This window comes from Bacteroides caecigallinarum (assembly GCF_016901995.1).
Classification (GTDB): Bacteria; Bacteroidota; Bacteroidia; order Bacteroidales; family Bacteroidaceae; genus Phocaeicola; species Phocaeicola cellulolyticus.
Genome location: NZ_JACJLE010000013.1, coordinates 46,882 through 67,949 on the forward strand (window position 1 = coordinate 46,882; position 21,068 = coordinate 67,949).

Here is a 21,068-nt window from a genome sequence, read left to right on the forward strand (position 1 = left end):
CAGTGATAATATCACAGAGCACCGCCTGAAATGTTTTTAAATGACTTTTAAACTGTATTTAATTGAAGAATTTTATTCCTATAAATATGGTTCTCGGCTGCGTAGGACCGTAAAAGTATTTTGAATCGCGTCCTATACCTTTATCCAAATCTTTCTGGAAAGCATTGAACATATTGTTCACACCACCGTTCAACTGAAGTTTCAGATGGTCGTTCAATACAAAAGTATAGTTAAGTTTCAGGTTAAGTTCCATAAAATCCGGAGTCTTTTCAAGAACATCTTTCTCTATATAACCGGCAAAGTGAGGTACCAGCATTCGTCCTGTATATACACCAGACAATGAGAAATCAAAATTCTTGTTCTTGAATGGAGCAGAAGTAAACGTAAAATAACCGTACAGGTCAGGAGTACGCGTCATCTTCTTTGTAGGTGCCACATCTGCATCCTCGCTCCAATAAACAGCCTCTGTATATCTGCTTTGCTGTGCAGTAAAACCTAACTGCAACTGGGCATCCCTGCCATGAGCAATCTTATAGTCGATATTGGCTCCATACACTCTGGCACCACGTCCGTTACAGCGCTCCTGTATGGTAGTTCCCTGCTGATCGCCTTCACCTATATTTTTAAGATAGAATACATCATTAAGCATTGTGTAGAAACCTTCAATCAAAAGGTTTGACTGGAAATGACCGAACGAAGCACTCCAATCTACCGAACCGCTGAAACTGTTTGAGCGTTCAGGTTTCAGCCCTTCCGCCAGACGTATAATCATAGCCTCACCACCTACCGCAGCTACGTGAAGATCCTCATCGTATGCCTGTGGAGCACGGAAACCTGTTGACCAAGTCAGACGTCCCTGTACCTTATCCGATGGTTTCCACAAGGCATTCACACGCGGACTGAATATCACATTATCCACAAGATTATGCTTGTCAAGACGGAATCCTGCCAACAAAGTGAACTTATCCATCTTCCATTCGTTCTGGGCGTATGCGCTGGCCACTTTCACATCCTGCTTCAAATCGCGGTTATATCCCGCCATGATGTCATGCAAGGCATTGTACTGATACTCCAGACCACCGGTAAAAGTAGCCGGAGAGAAGAGACACTTATCCATATTGCCCACATACATTGCTCCACCTACTGCAGTCAAATCGTCTGTAGTTCCGTATGCCTTACCCGGATCATCAAGTTCCTGCGTACCATAATAACTGTTGCGGTCTGTATGCTGAACAGAACCGTAAACAGAGAGTTTATGACGATATTCATTGAAGAAAACATCATATGTCAGACCTCCACTGTTTATTATATGTTTAGTCTGCTCACAAATATCTGCCTCATGAGGCTGCAGATTGAAATTGCTTCCTCCGCGTCTGAATTCATTTGTAGTATGATATTCCAGGCTGATACGGCTGAAATGAGTAGGACGGTAATAAGCTCTGAGTCCGAATGTATTCATATTCAGTTTTCCCAGTTCCGAGAAACCGTCGCCATCAGCGTCGTACGGATTTCTGTTTCTATAAGACTGATACAATGCTATACCGTATGTATTATCAGAAGATACGAGCGAGGCATTCGCTCCCATATACTGTTCCCAAGATTTTCCACCAAGGTTGGACATATTGGTAGAAACCTGAAATGAATTGTTTACAGGATCTTTTGTTATGATATTGATAGTACCACCTACAGCATTTGCACCGAAAAGAGCCGATCCACCGCCACGCACTACCTCTACCCTCTCTATCATATTCACAGGAATCTGCTCAAGACCATACACTCCAGACAATGCGCTCATCACCGGACGGCTATTGATAAGAATCTGCGAGTATGGCCCTTCCAGACCATTGATACGTACCTGAGGGAAGCCACAGTTCTGACAATTATTCTCCACGCGCAATCCTGACTGATAGTTAAGCGACTTTGCCAAATCAGTAGAATTTACCATTTCGAACAGTTTATTGTTCATCACATTTACCACCACAGGAGCAAGTTTCCTACTTGTTTCATTTCTGTTGGCAGACACCACGACTTCATCAGTCATGATAGTTTCTTCCGAGAGGACAAAATGCACATCTACAGTATATTCATCGCTCACACTCACCTCTTTAGTCTGTTGTGCATACCCAACAGAATTCACTTTCAACGTATATTTACCTGCAGGAACTTTTTTCAGCTTAAAATATCCGTCTGTATCAGTCACTGTTCCCTCACCCGTTTCAACAATAATGACTGTAGCATATGGGAGACTGTTTTCTGTACCTTTTTCTATTACATGACCTGTTATTACATTACCCTCTTTCACAGGGCTGTTATCGACCCCTGCTGCCATACTGACTATGGCGCACACAAGAGCCGAAATGAATATTGATAATTTCTTCATTTCTTTATTGATATAAATTTGATAAAAAGTTACAACGTATTTATTCCATGCCTATACAGAAATACAGGCACGAAAAACCAGGACACCATATATGGTGCCTTACTATACAAATAGAAATGAAGAATAAGGAGGTGCGCGCAGACCTATACCGGAATCAAATTCCGGCAACAGACATGTAGGAACATGTTCTGTATAATCAATAAGGAATACAGGTTGAAACGGTGTATCGACAATCAAAGGTTCCGAAGCTTCCAATGAATGGAAATCCGTAAGAAAATGAAGAACCAGAGTCTGTCCGGCTGTATGTGAATGCTGATCCGAGAATGGATGCGAATGCACTACCATTACGCCGTTCACCACGTGTACATGGGCATAAGCAGAGACTATGGCATAATATGCCACAAACACAGTAAGAAACAGCGAGGCCGTTATTCTAATCCATGCTCCAGTGCTTTTTGTCATAACTCTATTTATACTCATTATAAATTGCGCAGCAAAGATAAGCAAAATATTAAAGCATTCAATGTAATGGGATTAATTTTATGCTCAAAAAAAGGATAATGCAGCATAATATAATTCATTTCTATTACAATGTTTTATAGCCATATCAATCACAGCATACAGCATCATAACCAGAATAATAATATCAATAACGATAATTTTATATGACTATCTATAAAAAATTATCGTATATTTGATGAATATAACAAACGAGACCGATGATAACAAAAGTAACAGAAAACGATGCAGCCGAAATAGCTGCCATCTATAACTACTATATACGCGAAAGCGTAGCCACTTTCGATACAGAAGAATGGCAAACAGAAAAGATGGAACAACGTATAATTACATTGTCCTCATCTTATCCATATATTGTTTACCGAACAGAAGATGGAAAAATTGCCGGTTTTTGCTATGCCCACCCATGGAAAGAAAAAGATGCATACAGCCGTACACTTGAAACCACAGTATATGTATCTCCAGAACATACTGGACGCGGAATAGGACAGAAACTAATGGAAGAACTGATTGATATTTGCCGTAAAAAAGGTTTTATGACACTCATAGCATGTATCACAGAAGGAAATGAAAACAGTTTCAGGCTACACCGAAAATTAGGATTTAAGCAAGTATCACATTTCAAGAAAGTAGGAATGAAATTCAACCGGTTTCTTGATGTGATAGATTATGAGTTAATTCTTTGAATAAAATAATTTATAAGAAGATACAAATATGTACGAAGATTTATTCCAAGTAAGATCAAACGACCTCACTCCTACGACAGGCAGAATTCTCATAGCATCGCCACTCATAAACGATTATCATTTTCAAAGATCCGTAGTAATGCTGATAAATAGCGAAAAGAAAGGTAATCTTGGGATAGTTCTGAACAAAGAACTAAAGGTTCAGATGTCGCTCAATGAACTTGTACACGAACTGGATGATGTCCCAAGAATTCCTCTATACAAAGGAGGTCCCGTGAACCGATACAATTTATCTTTCATCCATGACATTCAGGAGATAGACCAGTCCATACCTTTAGGAAACGGCCTGTTCTTGAACGGAAGTTTCAACCTGATGCTTAAATATATAAAGCAGGGAAATCCTATAGAAGGCAGGGTACGCTTCTATATGGGACTTGCAGGATGGAATGAAGGACAGCTACTGACTGAAATAGATAATGACACATGGATTATAAGTAATCCACGAAAAGATATAATTATGGGAGAAGATATCGGTAATATGTGGAAAAATAGCCTGGCTATAATGGGTGAGCCGTATAGTACATGGTCCAAATATCCGTTGATACCATCGATGAACTGATATCTTATAATTACAAGGCAGCTATCTTCTGATATAAGCACACATCATAATATTTGTTACCTCTTCTGATCCACGATTTGAGTACGGCAACTTCTGTAAACCCACACGAATCAAACACAGAACGTGCCGCAACATTATCATTTCGGACATAAGAATACAACTGATTTATCCCAATAAATCCGAAACAATGTGCTTCCATTCCGGAGATTGCCGCCTTTGCTATACCCCTTCCTCGAAACTCCGGCAACACGACAATGCCAATCTCTGCCTTATTATTTCTGACATCGAAATCGAACACATCAACCATTCCTGCTATTCTTCCGTCCTGAAGCTCTATCATCATCCTCAATTGCCTGTCTGTAAATATATCATTAGTATTCTCGGCAATATACTGCTTCATCTGGTAGCGGGTATATGGTCCTGTATTTTCGCTACTATGCTCCCACAGCAAAGGATCATTCTCCACAGCCAGCATTATTTCCAGATCCTCAGGCTCCGGTGCACGAAGAATAATGTCGCTCATCATAAATCCTCCCCTTCTGTTTTCTGCAAGTCAAGTTCAGAAAGCATACGTCTTCTGCCCGGTATGCATAACATAGTTGCCAAGACTGCCATGCCACCACAAAGAAGACCGGTAGTATCCATTGTCCAATAATAAAGCGATATATTGAACACTGCTACTACAAGCAGAAGTATAATTCTAACCTCGCTCCATCGGCGATAACTCTTCAAGGCTTTTTCTATATTCAGATTCTTTATATACTTTGTCAGAGACAGATTGAAAATACGAAGCGACATAGGAATAAGACATATGGCCAACAAGACTCCGGTCAGCTGTGCCACATATTCCGCATTGGCATTACCCACAAGAGCACCCTCTTCCAATACCTCACATTCATATCCTGCAATAAGAGCAATAATAACAACCCATGCCAATATAAATTCAATCTTTAATAATCTTAATAATCCTTCTATTTTCTGTTCCATCACAATTCCTTTTATTACATTTTTCCCGTAAACTCAATTCTGTTTACTATAGAACGTCCCAAAGTAACCTCATCTGTGTATTGCAGTTCGTCGCCTATCGAAATACCGCGCGAAATCACGGACACCTTCACATCAAGTCCGCTCAGTTTGCGGAAGATATAAAAGTTTGTACTGTCACCCTCCATAGTAGAGCTCAATGCCAGAATTATCTCTTTCACTCCACCAGCCTTTACACGATCCACAAGACTGTCTATCTGCAAATCATTCGGTCCCACACCATCCATAGGAGAAATCACACCGCCCAGCACATGATACAATCCGTTAAACTGCTGGGTATTCTCAACAGCCATCACATCGCGGATATTTTCAACCACGCAAACGATTGAAGAATCGCGCGACGGTGTGGAACATATCCGGCAGACATCCGTATCCGAAATATTATGGCATACCTTACAGTATTTCACCTCATGCTTTAATGTGACTATCGCATTGCCGAACGCCTCTACAGCCTCGGTGTCCTGACGCAAAAGATGCAGTACAAGACGCATCGCTGTCTTTCTTCCTATACCCGGCAATCGTGAAAACTCGTCAACAGCCTTTTCCAAAAGTACCGATGGATATTGTTGGTTCATTGTGTCTTTTTTTGAGTTTGTTAGTTTACTTCAAGCCGCAAAAATACAAAAAATCTGATTATCTTTGTGCTTTAATTTACTATTAACATGAACGGCATATTCATTCTAATCACAATAATAATCTATTTCGGAATATTACTTGGCATATCGCGTATAACAGCCCGCAGACATTCGGACAACGATGCATTCTTCCGGGGCAACCGCCAGTCACCATGGTATATAGTATCATTCGGAATGATAGGCGCATCACTGTCCGGAGTAACATTCGTTTCTGTACCAGGCATGGTGAAAAATATAGACATGACCTACATGCAGACATGTATGGGCTTCTTTGTGGGCTATCTGATAATAGCTCACGTACTCCTCCCCCTATACTATAAGCTGAACCTTACGTCAATCTACACATATCTGGGGCAAAGGATAGGCAGATATTCATACAAGACGGGGGCTTCATTCTTCCTCATATCAAAAATGTTGGGAGCAGCTGCCAGGCTCTACCTGGTATGCATTATCCTGCAACACTACGTATTTGATGACTATAACATACCGTTTGCCGTGACAGCTATAGGAACCGTATTGCTGATATGGCTATATACACACAAGAGCGGCATACGTACGATTGTATGGACAGACAGCCTGCAGACACTGTGTCTCCTGCTTGCCTTGGGACTGATACTATATAATGTGGCAGACAAGCTGAACCTGAATGTAGGCGGAGTGATAGACACCATAAAGAACAGCAGTGAAAGCCGTATCTTCGTTTTCGATGACTGGCAGTCTAAACAAAACTTCTTCAAGCAGTTCTTCAGCGGTATATTCATAACCATAGTAATGACAGGACTTGACCAGGACATGATGCAGAAGAACCTCTCCTGCCGTAATCTTAAAGAAGCACAAAAAAATATGTACTGCTACGGAATATCTTTCGTGCCGGTAAATCTGCTTTTCCTTTCATTGGGTATCCTGCTCATGGTAGCAGCCACACAGATGAACGTAGCCATTCCGGCTAAGGGAGACGACCTCCTTCCGATGTTTGCAGCAGGCGGTCATCTGGGATATGCAGTACTGGTTTTCTTTACCATAGGAATAATAGCGGCAGCATTCTCAAGTGCCGATTCCGCTCTAGCAGCCCTGACGACAAGCTTCTGTATAGACATTCTGAATACGGACAGATACAGTGAAAAGAAAGCCGAGAGAGTAAGAAAAATCACTCATCTTGGCATAAGCATAGTGTTCGTGGCATGTATTCTGATATTCGAAGCCATAGACAGCCAAAGCGTGATAGACACTATATATACGCTTGCATCATATACCTACGGTCCTCTGCTGGGACTTTTCTGCTTCGGACTTTTCACCAAATTAAGGCCACGCGACAAATATGTACCTTATATAGCAATTTTATCACCTGCCATATGCTACATAATAGACATTCTCACATTCAATGCCACAGGATACAAGTTCGGTTACGAAATGCTGATGTTCAACGGTTTTCTCACATTCATGGGACTTGCCACATTGAGTTTGGGAAAGAAAAGGGTAAATTGTTAGTTTTTAATTGTTAGAAAATTTATAAAAGACATATATATGGAAATAAAAAGTGCAGAATTCACAATAAGCAGCTCAAGAGCTGATATGTGTCCAAAATCGGATATACCGGAATATGCTTTCATAGGCCGTTCCAATGTGGGAAAATCCAGCCTTATCAATATGTTGACAAAGAAGCCGAAGCTCGCCATGACTTCATCCACTCCAGGTAAGACTCTGCTTATCAACCATTTCCTGATCAACAAAGAATGGTATCTTGTCGATCTTCCTGGATATGGATTTGCATTGAGAGGCAAGAAGATGATGGAAAAGATCAAGAACCTAATAGAATACTACGTTCTTGAGCGCGAACAGCTTACCTGCCTTTTTGTATTAATAGACAGCCGTCATGAGCCTCAGAAAATCGACCTTGAATTCATAGAATGGCTTGGCGAAAACGGTGTTCCGTTTGCAATTATATTTACAAAAGCCGACAAACAGACTGTAGGCAAGACAAGACAGAACGTAAACAACTACCTGAACAAACTGAAAGAGCAGTGGGAAGAATTGCCTCCTCATTTCATTTCCTCATCTGAAAACGGTACTGGCAGACAGGAGATACTTGACTATATAGACGGCATCAACAAATCACTGAAAGAACAATAAAAAATTAATCCGCTATATACTTCTTTGATAGATGTATAAAGCGGATTAATTTTTATAATCGTTTTCTGAGCAAGAAATACAAAACATTACCTACACAAAACGTACATCTTTCAATATCTTCTTCATCACATTACGTCTGGCCGTCTTCAGTCCTGAAGATAAAGACTCAGCAGATATTAATTCAAGACAATTGCTTAATTCAGACAGAAGTTCAGGAAAGAACCTGCACTGCTCGTATGCCAGCTTCATACACAAAGCACGATTAGAACACGATTCGTGAGACGATTGTATAGTTTCAAAACAGAAATCGATAAAATCGGTACGCAAAGTGTCACATTCAAACGGCTGCCTCAACAGAAGAGTGAGAAGCAAACGTTTCTTTCCCTCATGCTTTTCAGATATAACCTTATCAATCAATTCGTCATGCTTTGCATACAGCCATTTATTGTTCGACAGGTCAAAATAGGTAAACACCCACAAGGCATTATACGAAACCCTGACATCCTCATCAGATATCAGGGTATATAGTTCTTCTTTCAGACTGTCGTTGTCCGTACCTTGAGTGAGAAAACACATCTCGTGTATGTCGTCCTGACTCAAACGCTGAAGGAATCTCTTACGGAAATCCATATCCTATCCCTCAATTTCGCTGAGTTCCATCCAGCGCATGGTCTTCTCGTCAATCTCGTCAGTAAGTATCGGCAGACGCTTCGATTTCTCAGTCAGCTCGTCCACACTCAATGTACCACTGCAAAGAGCATCTTCTATAGCCTTCTTCTCCTCTTCCAGTTCAGCTATTTCTTTTTCCAGTTGCTCAAACTCCTTCTTTTCCTTGAAGGTCATGCGGCGCTTGTCGTTCAGGCGTACTTTCTGTGTCTTCTCCTCCTTTGGTTTGGCAGCTTCCTTTTCACAATCCTGTTTTGCAAGTTTCCAGTCGCGATAATCAGAATAATTACCCGGGAAGTCACGGATATCACCCTGACCGTTGAACACAAGGATATGATCTACCACCTTATCCATAAAGTAACGGTCGTGGCTTACCACAATTACACACCCCTTGAAGTTCTGAAGATATTCTTCCAATACCTGCAAAGTCACAATGTCGAGGTCATTCGTCGGCTCGTCCAGAACAAGGAAATTAGGATTACGCATAAGTACAGTACAGAGATACAGGCGTCGTCTTTCGCCACCACTCAACTTATACACGTAACTGTGCTGAGTCTCCGGAGTGAAAAGGAAATGCTGCAGGAACTGCGATGCCGTAAGTCTCTTGCCGTTACCCAGCTCTATCACCTCGGCAATATCAGTTATCACGTCTATCACTTTCATCTGCTCGTCAAACTGAAGTCCTTCCTGCGAATAGTAACCGAAACGTACTGTCTCACCAATATCCAAACGTCCGCTGTCAGGCTTTTGCAATCCCATAAGGATTTTTATAAAGGTTGACTTTCCTGTACCGTTGTTTCCCACGATACCCATCTTTTCATATCGCGCAAAGATATATGAGAAATCGTCAAGAATCTTCAGGTCACCGAAACTCTTATAAAGATGATCAGCCTCGAATATCTTAGAACCGATGTATGAAGCCTTCACATCCAGCTTCACGTTCGAATCGTTCATTCGTCTTTTAGCCACCTTCTCCAGCTCATAGAAAGCCTCCTCCCTATATCTCGCCTTGTGTCCGCGTGCCTGCGGCATACGACGCATCCATTCCAGCTCGGTACGGTAGAGGTTGTTAGCCCTCGCTATTTCCGCATTTGAGGCATCTATCCTCTCCTGGCGTTTCTGGAGATAGTAACTGTAATTTCCTGTATATGAATATACCTGCTTGTTGTCAAGTTCGATAATCTCGGAGCATACACGGTCAAGGAAATATCTGTCATGAGTCACCATAAGCAGGCTCAGAGTACCACGTTTGAGATATTCCTCCAGCCATTCTGTCATATCGAGGTCCAGATGGTTGGTTGGCTCATCAAGTATAATCAAGTCCGGCTCTGTGATAAGCACATTGGCAAGAGCCACACGTTTGAGCTGACCTCCGGACAATTGTTTTATTTTCTGATTGAAATCCCTGATTTTCAACTGCGAAAGAATCTGTTTTGCCTTTCTTTCATAGTCCCATGCCTTTTCGTGCTCCATGCGTACCAGCAAGTCCTCCAGTCCGGGATTTCCTTCGGTCTCCATACATTTCTCATATTCTTTTATGAGCTGCACCACAGGAGTACCATGATAGAAACATGCCTCAAGAACAGTTATATCGTCAGGATAATGTGGACTCTGTTCAAGATAGCCAACACGGAGGTCGCGACGGAAAGTTATCTTTCCATCGTCATAGCCTTCCTTTCCGGCAAGAATGTTAAGCAAAGTAGTTTTTCCGGAGCCGTTCTTCGCTATCAGACCAATACGCTGTCCCTCGGCCACTCCGAAAGATATTGAATTGAATAGAACCAAATCACCGAACGATTTGGTAAGATTTTCTACCTGTAAATATGGAGTCATTTGAGTTTTGTTTATAGTTGACAAGGATACAAGTTGACGAGTTGACAAGTTGACGAAGTTTGCATCCGGACGGAGAGCCTTGTCAACTTGTAACTATAGCCTTGTAATCTTTTAATTATTTATCGCCTTCTCCACCTCTTCCTTTATCTTTTCGAATTCAGCTTTCAGGCTACATGACTTACCGTTCTTAACCCTGCTCCATATCAACTGCTGCGGATACACCATAACATCAGTTTCAGCAAACTTCAGTGCAGGGTACTCTTTCTGTCCGTCAATCACAGTCACCCATTCCATACCGTCCATTTCATTGACGAGTATTGCGCCGAAAGCCATTCCGAAAGACTCCCAGGCCTGACGCTGACTGTTATTGAACTTGCCGCTATCCATCACCTTCTGAATGCTTGCAATATCAGCCTCTGATGAAGTAAAATCTTTTGTAAGCTGTTTCTTGATAGTCATTACAGCCCAGTCGAAGCTCTCGTTTATGGCATTGATTTCAAGTACACGCACAGGGATGACCCCTTTCCAAGGTTTCTCTCCCTCGCATCTCACCTTCAACGAAGTTATAATGCTCTCTGCAGGTTTCATACTTTCTCCTTTAGCCACAGTAAAAGAACATTCCACAGAGATGTCGCCCTTTCCTGTAATCCACAGATGCGAAGTGTACCAGTTTCCGTTTTCCTGGAAATTCTCAGTTGAATAGACACACGACCACTCTCCCACCTTCACCAGTCGTGAAGTACGGTTGTTCTTCAATTCATAGTCCATACACTCTTCGGCATACTTCTTGTCCTGCCCTTTGAAAGCAGAGATTCTGAAATTACCGTTCCACTTTTCAGGATTGTAAAAAAGGAAGCTGTCTTCTGTATCTTCAAACTCATGCCATCCTGCCGGATATTCCAGCGAGAACCATGAACCGGGAGAAATATATTTCATATATGAGATAGTTTAGATGTTAATACTTAATTCTGTATGCAAATATAATGCTTTATAGAATAAAACAAAAAACTTTTCCCCCGTCAAAACAAGTTTTCGTGCTGATATAAAACTATTTTCATGGTCAGAAAATCTATAAATACAACTTGTATTTATACAAATCACAGTGTGATTTTTATAAACCACAGTGTGGTTTGTAGAAACACAAGTTTGGTTTATAGAAAACGACAGTAGAAAATCAAATTTATTACAGGAAAAATAGTTTAAAGAATATTTAAATAAAATCAGTTCTAAACATAAAGACTATTTCATAGGATCAATCTTATCATAATCCTTGATATCATTAAGTACTGTCACTATATACATAATTATCAGGACAAGAAGAACAAATACTCCAGCTATATCCAATGAACCAAGAACTATATCCTTACCGAACATGGAAATCTCCATCACAGAATCACTTATGGCAGGACAGTATATGCAAACGGTATTGAAAATTATAGCCAAAACTCTGAATTCCGTAGGTCCAAGTTTGGCGTATGTCAGCCTGAATTCTTTTTTGAGATGCGCATTTATACTTACGTTAAGCGTTAACATCATATATACGATAAGTATAAAAAGTGACAGGTCAAAACATATAAGTCCGGAAAGACCTAACCCTAAAAAAATAAGCAGCTCGTTTATAATATCTACCGTATGATCAATATAATATCCGAAAATCGGTCTTTGCTTGTTTCTTACTCTTGCCAGAGTGCCGTCAAGCGAATCGCCATACCAGTTTATAACAAATCCCAAAGAACTAAGCCACAAGTAATTAATATTTATTTGCGATAGAATATATCCCAATGATATTACTATCGCACCAAACGTTCCTATACCCGTAAGAATATTCGAAGTCATCCACCTTGGCTGTCTGTCTGCCAAAAATGCCAAGGCTTTTTTCTCTACACCATTCAAAATGGAAGTCTGTATCCTTACAGAAGTTTCACTACTCTTTTCTTTCATAAAAGCTATTTTAAATTATACACATTCTCTCTTAAAAAGGTTCTAAAGGCTTCAATATCACTGTATTCGTCTTGTAGCTTAGGACTTATTACATTTCCCAATATAAGTTTCACGGTTTTTCCTTTCTTATTGAAAAGTTCCGAAGGCAATTTCATAAGCCTTATTCTCCAGTCAATAAGCCCAAGGCTATAAAACAAGGAAGAGTTTCCTCCAAGAAACCTGATTGGAAGAATAGGAACACGCAATTTCTTAATAAGACGAATGACAGGTTCCTGCCATTGCCTGTCCTCAATACGAAACTTTGACAAGTTGACATCAGATATTGCACCGGCCGGAAATATACCAACCGGATGTCCGGAATAGACATGCCCTACTACGCTTCTTATTCCATGAATACTTTCATTTTCCGGTTTACCTTGTTTACGTCCTGTAGGAATGACATCTATAAAATTATCATCAAGATTTTTTATCCTACCCAACACTTTATTGACCATTACCTTATAATCAGGTCTGAAATGTCCTATAAAATCAACAAGTATCAAGCCATCCAAGCCTCCGTATGGGTGGTTGCTTATGGTTATAAATGCTCCTTCACGCAATACATTTATGGCATTTCTGTTCTTTATTTCATATTGTACTCCCAAATCTTCCAGAATAGCACTCGTAAAATCCGGACCTTTCAAGGAAGGATATCTGTCATACAAGGCGTTAATACGCGAAACGCATGAGAGATCCATAAGTCCTTGAGCTAAAATCTTTCCGATTTTTCCTCTGAAGATATAAGAACTGTCTTGTAACTCTTTTACTGTCAGAAGTGGCATAATCAATTCAATTTATTCATATCACAAAAATAAAAACTGCCTGAACTTTGGCACACTGGATATAGAACCTACAGATTTATACTGTAATCCATCGCTATATTTTTTCCAGTGCTTTGTGCATCTCTACATAGCCTATATTATATATTTCTTTTGCTTTTTTCAAATCAAAAGTCTTATATTTCAAAACTGAATCTATTTCCAAAATCCAGTCACACAGTTTAATATCATCTACAGTATTAGCCTTAAAAACATATTGGTATGATTTTGCTGCTACATAAAGCATATTCTCCTTATGTTCATCAATAAGATGCGGACTGACATTTATTGCCATAACCTTTTCGCACAAGTCTCGTATCGGACTTACAGGAAGATTCTTGAAAAGACCGCCATCAACATATCTAACGCCTTCTATTTTCAAAGGAGTAAAGACAACAGGCAGTGTACAAGATGCCATTACTCTGGGAACGAGTTCGCCCGACGTAAAATCCACAAACTTTCCGTTGTCAAAATCTGTAGCTATCACATGGAGAGGTATCTTCAATTCTTCAAAAGTCTTGACAGGAATAACATCTCTTAGAAACTTCGCAAAACCATCATATTTCAGAAAAGACTTGTTTGGTAAAGTAAATCGCAGAAAATCCGTAACCTCATGTTTCATAAAAAGTTTAATCATATCCTCCGGAGATATTCCTGCCGAATACATCGCTCCAACTACTGCACCGGCACTGGTTCCGGATATGACATCAGGAAACAATCCTTTCTCCTCCATTGCCTTGATAGCACCAATATGTGCGAAACCTTTTGCACCGCCTCCGCTAAGCGCTAGTCCTAATCTATATTTATTTTCTGACAACATAAATTCTTATCGATTTAGTATTTCCATAAATTCTTCTCCGGTAATAGTTTCCTTTTCCAAGAGGAAGTCTGCCAATTCGTCCATCTTCTTACGATTAGCCTTTATAATTTCTACAGCCTTTTCGTAAGCATTTCCTATTATAGCACGAACTTCAGAATCTATATCTGCAGCCGTAGCAGGAGAACATGTCAACGTGGTATCTCCTCCCAAATAGGCATTGTTGACAGTTTCGAGTGCCATCATACCATATTTGTCGCTCATGCCATATCTGGATACCATAGATCTGGCTATTCGCGTAGCTTGCTCAATATCATTCGAAGCTCCTGTGGTTATCACGTCAAATACGACTTTCTCGGCAGCACGTCCACCGGTAAATGCAGTAATTTTATTCAACAATTCTTCTTTAGTCAACAAGTATTGTTCCTTACTGTCAACCTGCATGGTATATCCCAAAGCGCCCGATGTACGAGGTATGATGGTAATCTTATGTACGGGAGCCGAATGTGTCTGCATTGCAGCTACCAGAGCATGGCCTATTTCATGATATGCTATAATTTTCTTCTCATTTTCAGATATAACCATTCCTTTTTTCTGTGCACCGGCTATTACAGTCTCTACAGATTCTTCAAGATCGGACGTACTAACATACTCCTTTCCTGTCCTTACAGCCAGCAATGCAGCTTCGTTTACTATATTAGCCAATTCGGCACCAGACGAACCTGCTGTGGCACGTGCTATAAGATCGACATCAATATCTTTATGTTTAATGTTTTTCAGATGTACATTAAGTATAGCCTTTCTACCCTCCAAATCAGGCAGATTCATAATCACCGTACGGTCAAAACGTCCGGGACGAAGCAAAGCATTATCCAGGCTTTCAGGACGGTTGGTAGCTGCAAGTATTACAACCCCCTTCTTGCCGTCGAAACCGTCCATTTCTGTCAATAGCTGATTAAGTGTTTGCTCGCGTTCATCATTTCCTCCCATTGGTCCTGCATTTCTTTTTTTACCTATGGCGTCTATCTCATCAATAAATATTATACACGGAGCTTTTTCCTTTGCCTGCATAAACAGATCTCGAACTTTGGCTGCACCCATACCTACAAACATCTGCACAAAATCTGAACCGGAAATGGCAAAGAAAGGGACTTTAGCCTCACCGGCCACCGCCCTGGCAATTAATGTTTTACCTGTTCCCGGAGGGCCTACCAGCAAGGCTCCTTTTGGAAGCTTGGCACCAATTGCGGCATATTTGGAAGGATTGTGCAAAAAATCAACAATCTCATTAAGTCCTTCTTTTGCTTCTTCCTGACCGGCTACATCGGCAAATGTAGTTTTTACTTCCGAATCTGCATAAATTTTGGCACCACTATTACCGAATGACATGAAATTGCCTGAAGAAGCACCCATTTTCTTTTTCATGAGACTGTTCATTCCCCACCAGAGAAGATAAAAAATTATACCGGGAACAATCCACATCAGCATAAAATTGACTAAAGGGGAATTCTCTTTCGGTATTTGCTTGTTAAATACTATTTTGCCAGTTTCATTTGTACTCTTGGCATTCAACAATCTGTCAACCAATTGAGGGTCATCAATAGCTCCTGTCTTATAGTAGATCTGCTTACCATATTCTTTGGTAACAAAATATATACAGTTCTGGTCTATACTGACCTCCTGAACTTCTCCTTTTTCTACATTTGATATAAATGTTCCATAATCAGTTTCAACAATCTGTTTATTAAAAAGATATGGAAATACAAACGAGTTTAAAATAAGGACTATCATTATCCCATAAATAAACCCATTCCATGGAATTGGCTTTACCTGTTTTTTCTTCATATAATAACGATTTGATTATTGTTCACTAAAAATATCTATCATGATAACTTATATTGTTTGGGAGACATACCTGTGAGACGTTTGAAATATTTTCCAAAAAATGACGGAGAAGGAAATTTCAATTTATATGCAATTTCTTGAATTGTGTATTTGGTATGTTTTATCATTGTCTTTGCCTCGAAAATGACATACTCGTCAATCCACTCGACAGCAGTCCTGCCTGTATATTCTTTCACCAGTTTGGAAAGATAATTCGGCGTTATACCTATCTTTTCGGCATAATATGCCAGGTTACGCCCTATTGCTTCACTTTGAGTAAGAAGCTCTATAAACGACTCAAAAATTTCTTCGTTTCTCTTTTTTGCCGGAAAGTCCTGCTTGTTGTTCTGAAAACGATGGATTATACTGTTCAATTTAGAAACCAATGATTGAATAAGTCCTTCCAAGATAGATTGCTTTCGTTCTTCGTTGCTTTGTATTATATCTTCCAGCAGGAAATAATATTTTTCCAATGTCGCTATTTCCGAGTATTCCAAAGAAATAATAGGCTCTTTTTTCGCAAATACATACAGCTTCATCAGGTCTTTCATCTTGATATTCATTTTCTTTAGAAAATCAGATGAAATAATAATAGGATAAATCTTCAGATTATTTACGTTACTTATACGGATTACATTCTCCGGAATGTTAAGCACAAGAATACCGGGATATATCTTATATTCGTGGAGATTAATCTGCAGTTCTGCTTCACCATGAGCACAGAACAGCAAGACAAAACCGTCAAGGCGGCATGGAGTATCGAATAGGTTTCCCTTTATTTCTATATTATCGGACAATATAATATCATCATCCAGCACACTCATTTCCAAACCCATATTCTTCAGCTGGCTTACTGATATTTTCTCAATAGTATTCATAACTCAGACTATTTTTTAGCAAAAATAGCCTTATTGAAGAATTTTATCAATATATTGATATTGCAATTCCTCAAATAGAACATTTTATTCTTCATATATAACATTAAAATATTGAAGAAATAATCATGCTTACATTACCGATAAAGCTTTTATTAGCTTTTATATAAAATTCAAAGGGTATAGACAACAAACATGAATTAGGACAGTATCTATGCCGTATGTTTTTATAAAAAAACAGTATTTAAACGGAACCTAAATACCGTTTAAATACTGTCAATACTCTATCACCATACCGTCGTATGTCTGATGCATGTGCTCCGGTAGTATTTTCTCCACGTCTGCATGCAGACCTATATGATGGCTTGCATGTATGAAATATGTTTCCTTGGCGGAAATCTTGTTTGCGCGCTCAATAGCCTCCGGAAGACTCTGGTGCGTCCAATGAGGCTCCATACGAAGAGCATTCATAAATAGACATTCAAGATTTTCAAGAAAGACATTACTTTCTTCAGGCATCTCTGTCATATCTGTTACCCATGCCATATTCCCTATTCTGAAAGCAAGAATAGGCATCTTGCCGTGCATTACTCTGAATGGAATGATTTCCACTGTATTGCCGTACATTCCGGTCACAGAAAACGGTTTGCCAGGTTCTATTCTCTGCAAAGGTATCCTTGGAACACCAGGATACGGATGTTCGACAAAACAATATGGTATGCGCTGCTGCAGGCGTTCGGCTGTATAATCTTCGGCATAGACAGGCACATCCTTGAACTGGCAGAAAGGACGAAGGTCATCAAGTCCGCCCACATGGTCGTAATGTTCGTGGGTGATAAGCACGGCATCGATAGGTCCGAAATCCTCCAGACGCAACATCTGCTCACGAAAATCAGGACCACAGTCTATCAAGATTCTTACTCCGTCAACTTCTACTAATCCTGAACACCTGAGACGCCTGTCGCGAGGGTCGTTACTGGTACACACCGGACATGTACACCCCACTTGAGGTACTCCGGTAGATGTTCCGCTTCCTAATATTGTTATCTTCATAATAGTCGTACTTTATATTGTATTATGTATTATCAGGTCAATAAATATAATTCACTTCGGGATGTATATCTATTCCAAATTTATCTTTTACTGACTTTATAATTTCATTTGCGAGATTTGAAATGTCATTTCCTGTAGCTCCACCGAGGTTCACCAAAACAAGGGCCTGTCTTTGATATACTCCTGCTGGTCCTATGTTGCGTCCCTTCCATCCGCAACGGTCTATCATCCATCCGGCAGGAACTTTCACCGTATTATCATCTACAGGATAATGCGGCATGTCAGGATATTCCTCCTGCAACTGTCTGAACTTCTGCGCTGAAACCATAGGATTCATAAAAAAGCTTCCGGCATTACCTAATTCAGATGGTTCCGGCAATTTGGAACGGCGCACATCTATTATTACGTTTCGCACATTTTCCAGCGAAGGTTCAAGACCTCTTCTTTCCAGCTCGGCACTGATATTTCCGTATGAGAGATGATATTCGGCTTTCTTGCGAAGACGGTATGTGACGTATGTAACAATGTACTTACCTTTAAGTTCTTCCTTGAAGATACTGTTACGGTAAGAATAGCGACATTCACCGTTTGTGAAGACACGTTCGGAAGCATCAGAGACACTGACTGTGTGAACTTTCAGGATTATGTCTTTTGCCTCAACTCCGTATGCACCTATATTCTGTACGGCAGACGCTCCTACTTCTCCGGGAATGATTGAAAGATTTTCTGCTCCATACCAACCTTCCGATACGGTATATGCCACAAAATCATCCCACACTTCGCCCGCTCCGGCCTTTATGTCTATCCATTCGTCAGATTCATCTTCTATGCTGAAGCCTTTTATTGCAGAATGTAATATTGTGCCTTTGAAATCGGAAAGGAACAGAAGATTACTGCCACCGCCAATATGCAGCAAAGGCAATGCAACATCACGTGATGCAAGAAATGATTTAAGTTCGTCAACGGATGAATATTCCACAAAACGGGATGCCTTGACATCCATTCCGAATGTATTGTATTTAAGTATAGGATAATCTGTATATTCTTTCATTATATATAGGTTATATTTATCAATCGCCCAAATCTTCAAATTTATAGAGTTTCCATTTTCCGTGAACTCTTCTGAAATAAAGAGTATTGCTTAATCCATTACCAAGACCTTTGAATTCTACTATTTTTGTATTCGACTCTTCAGTCTCTTTCTGTCCGTAACGGATATTGGTAAGTTTTTCTGTCGGCATTGGAGGACGGAAAGCAAACCACTGTCCTTTTTCCAATGTGGTTTCAAGAACAGAGAACTCGTCCTCAGGATCCACAGTAGAGAACAGTAAAGGTTCCGACAGTCTTTCAGACTGGAAAATCGAGTCGGAAGCAAACCGATGATAGAAATCATAGAAATCTTCTCCTCCGTGTTTTGTACGTGTCATCTTTTCCTTATTTACCGCTTCCAGATACCAACGGTCGTCTTTCAGTTCGAAATAATATCTTCTGATGTGATAATCCGACAAATAAATCCAGTCTATCTGAACGCTCGTTGTTGACGAACCGTTCTCAAGTTCCAGATCTTCTTCCTTGTCGAATATCACAGTGTATAACTGGTCGGAGTCAAACATCGGATCGAAAACCCATTCATCGGAAGTAAGCCTTGTCACTGCGGTATCATCATAGAAAGATACCGGAAAAAGAATACGAGAATGCTGGAATTCCTCATCGGAAGTGAAATAATAAAGAAAATCGATGAAACTGGCATCGGCGGTGGTTGGCACCACTTCATCTACAACAATCAATGTATCCGATAATCCCTCATCGGATGCTAAAACAGAATCGGCCTGCACCAGTTCAATTCCCTGTTCGTCCGACAAAGATTCGGACCTTTTCTGCTGCCCTACACACGACACAACCATGAGCAGCAGGACATATCCCAATAGAATATTTTTCATTTAATTATGCCTAATATAAAACACGCTACAAAATTACCTATTTTTTTCTTTCTTAAACGAATATAAGTCAAGTTTTCTTTTTTATTAGCTGAAAAAGGAAATATTTCAGTTTAAATACTTAACTTTGCGCCAATGTAAAATACTTAAAACAGTAATATATGTTAGCAAAAATAGAAGAGTTACTAAAGGAAATAGAAGATTTAAAGGCTTCGAATGCAGAAGAACTGGAAGCTCTGAGAATAAAATACCTTAGTAAGAAGGGAGCTATCAATGCACTGATGGCTGACTTCAGAAACGTGGCAGCAGAACAGAAAAAGGAAGTGGGAATGAAGCTGAATGAGCTGAAAAACCGTGCACAGGAACGTATAGCAGCTCTGAAAGAAGCTTTCGAAATGCAGGACAACGGTGTCGCAGAACTTGACCTCACTCGTACTGCCTACCCTATCGACCTGGGTACACGTCATCCGTTGAGCATTGTAAAGAATGAAATCATAGATATATTCAGCCGCATGGGATTTACAATCGCCGACGGTCCTGAAGTGGAAGACGACTGGCATGTATTCTCTTCTATGAACTTCGCTGAAGACCATCCGGCACGCGACATGCAGGATACATTCTTCATTGAAAGCCATCCTGACATTATCCTTAGAACACATACTTCATCAGTACAGAGCCGTGTGATGGAAGTTTCACAACCTCCTATCCGCGTAATCTGCCCGGGACGTGTTTACAGAAACGAAGCTATCAGCTATAGAGCACACTGTTTCTTCCATCAGGTAGAAGGTCTCTATATCGACAAGAATGTTTCATTCACCGACTTGAAGCAGGTACTTCTTCAGTTTGCACAGGAAATGTTCGGCGAAGGTACAAAGATACGTCTTCGTCCGTCATACTTCCCATTCACAGAACCTAGTGCAGAAATGGATATCAGCTGCGATATCTGTGGCGGCGAAGGTTGTCCGTTCTGTAAATACACTGGTTGGGTGGAAATTCTTGGATGCGGTATGGTGGATCCTGCCGTGCTCGAAGCTAACGGAATAGACAGCAAGGTTTATTCAGGTTACGCATTCGGTATGGGTGTAGAACGTATAGCAAACCTGAAATACAAGGTGAAAGACTTGCGTATGTTCTCTGAAAACGATACAAGATTCCTGACTGAATTCGAGGCTGCCAACTGATAAACGGTACT

The 21,068-nt window shown here is 40.3% G+C and carries 21 protein-coding genes; 5 read left to right on the forward strand and 16 right to left on the reverse strand.

Features of this window, described 5'->3' with window-relative positions; all coding sequences use genetic code 11:
* Window positions 1-58 precede the first annotated feature (58 nt).
* Window positions 59-2,380: a TonB-dependent receptor gene (locus tag H6A61_RS04940; RefSeq protein ID WP_154044003.1), complete on the reverse strand. Its 2,322-nt coding sequence runs from the start codon at window positions 2,378-2,380 to the stop codon at window positions 59-61.
* A gap of 102 nt (window positions 2,381-2,482) precedes the next feature.
* Entirely contained in the window at window positions 2,483-2,842 is a 360-nt protein-coding gene (locus tag H6A61_RS04945) for a hypothetical protein (RefSeq protein WP_204391591.1), read from the reverse strand.
* A gap of 257 nt (window positions 2,843-3,099) precedes the next feature.
* On the opposite strand from H6A61_RS04945, the gene H6A61_RS04950 reads away from it, so the two are divergent.
* The gene (locus H6A61_RS04950; protein WP_154044007.1) at window positions 3,100-3,585 is read left to right on the forward strand and encodes a GNAT family N-acetyltransferase; all 486 of its coding nucleotides are present in this window, start codon (window positions 3,100-3,102) and stop codon (window positions 3,583-3,585) included.
* Window positions 3,586-3,613: 28 nt separating this feature from the next.
* A complete protein-coding gene (locus tag H6A61_RS04955; protein ID WP_204391593.1) occupies window positions 3,614-4,204 on the forward strand; it encodes a YqgE/AlgH family protein in 591 nt (196 codons plus the stop codon).
* Between the two features lie 10 nt (window positions 4,205-4,214).
* Here the strand turns inward: H6A61_RS04955 and H6A61_RS04960 are convergent, their stop codons facing one another.
* The 3 genes from H6A61_RS04960 to recR are packed head-to-tail and all read right to left on the reverse strand — an operon-like array spanning window position 4,215 to window position 5,823.
* Window positions 4,215-4,730, reverse strand: coding sequence for a GNAT family N-acetyltransferase (locus H6A61_RS04960; protein ID WP_204391595.1), 516 nt, complete (start codon window positions 4,728-4,730; stop codon window positions 4,215-4,217).
* On the reverse strand, window positions 4,727-5,191 hold the full coding sequence (locus H6A61_RS04965) for a hypothetical protein (protein WP_204391597.1): 465 nt from the start codon (window positions 5,189-5,191) through the stop codon (window positions 4,727-4,729). The genes H6A61_RS04960 and H6A61_RS04965 overlap by 4 nt, the downstream gene beginning before the upstream one ends.
* A 14-nt stretch (window positions 5,192-5,205) precedes the next feature.
* Window positions 5,206-5,823, reverse strand: coding sequence for a recombination mediator RecR (recR, locus tag H6A61_RS04970; protein ID WP_154044011.1), 618 nt, complete (start codon window positions 5,821-5,823; stop codon window positions 5,206-5,208).
* 87 nt (window positions 5,824-5,910) lie between these two features.
* Between recR and H6A61_RS04975 the strand changes: the two genes are divergently transcribed.
* On the forward strand, window positions 5,911-7,371 hold the full coding sequence (locus H6A61_RS04975) for a sodium:solute symporter (RefSeq protein ID WP_204391599.1): 1,461 nt from the start codon (window positions 5,911-5,913) through the stop codon (window positions 7,369-7,371).
* Window positions 7,372-7,407: 36 nt separating this feature from the next.
* Window positions 7,408-8,013, forward strand: coding sequence for a ribosome biogenesis GTP-binding protein YihA/YsxC (gene yihA, locus H6A61_RS04980; RefSeq protein ID WP_154044013.1), 606 nt, complete (start codon window positions 7,408-7,410; stop codon window positions 8,011-8,013).
* Window positions 8,014-8,103: 90 nt separating this feature from the next.
* Here yihA and H6A61_RS04985 read toward each other — a convergent pair whose 3' ends face one another.
* The 11 genes from H6A61_RS04985 to H6A61_RS05035 all read right to left on the reverse strand — a co-directional run bounded on the left by H6A61_RS04985 (window position 8,104) and on the right by H6A61_RS05035 (window position 19,879).
* Window positions 8,104-8,643 (reverse strand): hypothetical protein, encoded by a 540-nt coding sequence (locus tag H6A61_RS04985; protein WP_204391601.1) that lies wholly within the window; start codon window positions 8,641-8,643, stop codon window positions 8,104-8,106.
* Window positions 8,644-8,646: 3 nt separating this feature from the next.
* Window positions 8,647-10,512 carry a ribosomal protection-like ABC-F family protein gene (gene abc-f / locus H6A61_RS04990; RefSeq protein ID WP_204391603.1) on the reverse strand — a complete coding sequence of 622 codons (1,866 nt, stop codon included), beginning with the start codon at window positions 10,510-10,512 and terminating at the stop codon, window positions 8,647-8,649.
* A gap of 111 nt (window positions 10,513-10,623) precedes the next feature.
* Window positions 10,624-11,448 (reverse strand): DUF3805 domain-containing protein, encoded by an 825-nt coding sequence (locus tag H6A61_RS04995; protein WP_204391606.1) that lies wholly within the window; start codon window positions 11,446-11,448, stop codon window positions 10,624-10,626.
* 303 nt (window positions 11,449-11,751) lie between these two features.
* Window positions 11,752-12,453: a CDP-alcohol phosphatidyltransferase family protein gene (locus H6A61_RS05000; RefSeq protein ID WP_204391608.1), complete on the reverse strand. Its 702-nt coding sequence runs from the start codon at window positions 12,451-12,453 to the stop codon at window positions 11,752-11,754.
* A gap of 5 nt (window positions 12,454-12,458) precedes the next feature.
* A complete protein-coding gene (locus H6A61_RS05005) occupies window positions 12,459-13,274 on the reverse strand; it encodes a 1-acyl-sn-glycerol-3-phosphate acyltransferase (protein ID WP_204391617.1) in 816 nt (271 codons plus the stop codon).
* Between the two features lie 94 nt (window positions 13,275-13,368).
* Window positions 13,369-14,130 (reverse strand): patatin-like phospholipase family protein, encoded by a 762-nt coding sequence (locus H6A61_RS05010; protein WP_204391619.1) that lies wholly within the window; start codon window positions 14,128-14,130, stop codon window positions 13,369-13,371.
* A 6-nt stretch (window positions 14,131-14,136) separates the two neighbouring features.
* Window positions 14,137-15,972, reverse strand: a complete 1,836-nt coding sequence (gene ftsH / locus H6A61_RS05015; protein WP_204391628.1) for an ATP-dependent zinc metalloprotease FtsH — start codon at window positions 15,970-15,972, stop codon at window positions 14,137-14,139.
* 38 nt (window positions 15,973-16,010) lie between these two features.
* Window positions 16,011-16,889, reverse strand: a complete 879-nt coding sequence (locus H6A61_RS05020) for a helix-turn-helix domain-containing protein (protein ID WP_204391629.1) — start codon at window positions 16,887-16,889, stop codon at window positions 16,011-16,013.
* A gap of 273 nt (window positions 16,890-17,162) precedes the next feature.
* Complete coding sequence (locus tag H6A61_RS05025; RefSeq protein ID WP_204391630.1) at window positions 17,163-17,939, reverse strand: MBL fold metallo-hydrolase; 777 nt, start codon at window positions 17,937-17,939, stop codon at window positions 17,163-17,165.
* Between the two features lie 37 nt (window positions 17,940-17,976).
* Window positions 17,977-18,990: a UDP-N-acetylmuramate dehydrogenase gene (murB, locus tag H6A61_RS05030; protein ID WP_204391632.1), complete on the reverse strand. Its 1,014-nt coding sequence runs from the start codon at window positions 18,988-18,990 to the stop codon at window positions 17,977-17,979.
* Window positions 18,991-19,009: 19 nt separating this feature from the next.
* Entirely contained in the window at window positions 19,010-19,879 is an 870-nt protein-coding gene (locus tag H6A61_RS05035; RefSeq protein ID WP_204391634.1) for a DUF4348 domain-containing protein, read from the reverse strand.
* 158 nt (window positions 19,880-20,037) lie between these two features.
* Between H6A61_RS05035 and pheS the strand changes: the two genes are divergently transcribed.
* Window positions 20,038-21,057, forward strand: a complete 1,020-nt coding sequence (pheS, locus tag H6A61_RS05040) for a phenylalanine--tRNA ligase subunit alpha (RefSeq protein WP_204391636.1) — start codon at window positions 20,038-20,040, stop codon at window positions 21,055-21,057.
* Window positions 21,058-21,068: the final 11 nt, after the last annotated feature.